Below are 305 nucleotides of genomic sequence, written 5' to 3'. Positions count from 1 at the left end.
TCTCTACGAAAAACTGATCAATTTGCAGTTGGCGTGTTTAGACGCTATAGATGCGGCAAGGAAGAAAGATTAGTGGAGGGCATCAAGCAACGTTACCATTGGCAATACCAATTGGCGGTGTTGTTGCGCCAGGGCTTGGCAAAGCCGCCCTTGCGTTACGGACAAGCCGGCTACCTCGACCAGTGGAAAGGGATATGGAGCATTGCCAAAACCCTGGTGGGCATGGTACCGGGGCAAGTGGGCGACTACCCCATGGAGGTGCAGGCAATGATCAAGGCGTATAAAGAAGCATTAGAGACCACCCT

The 305-nt window shown here is 52.5% G+C and carries 1 protein-coding gene; it reads left to right on the top strand.

Annotated features, from left to right (window positions below; genetic code table 11):
• On the top strand, nucleotides 1-305 hold a 305-nt coding region (locus Q0954_RS34695; RefSeq protein ID WP_299466863.1), incomplete at both ends, for a hypothetical protein.

Source organism: uncultured Microscilla sp. (assembly GCF_947493425.1).
Classification (GTDB): Bacteria; Bacteroidota; Bacteroidia; order Cytophagales; family Microscillaceae; genus Microscilla.
This window is presented reverse-complemented; position numbering and strand designations above follow the sequence as displayed.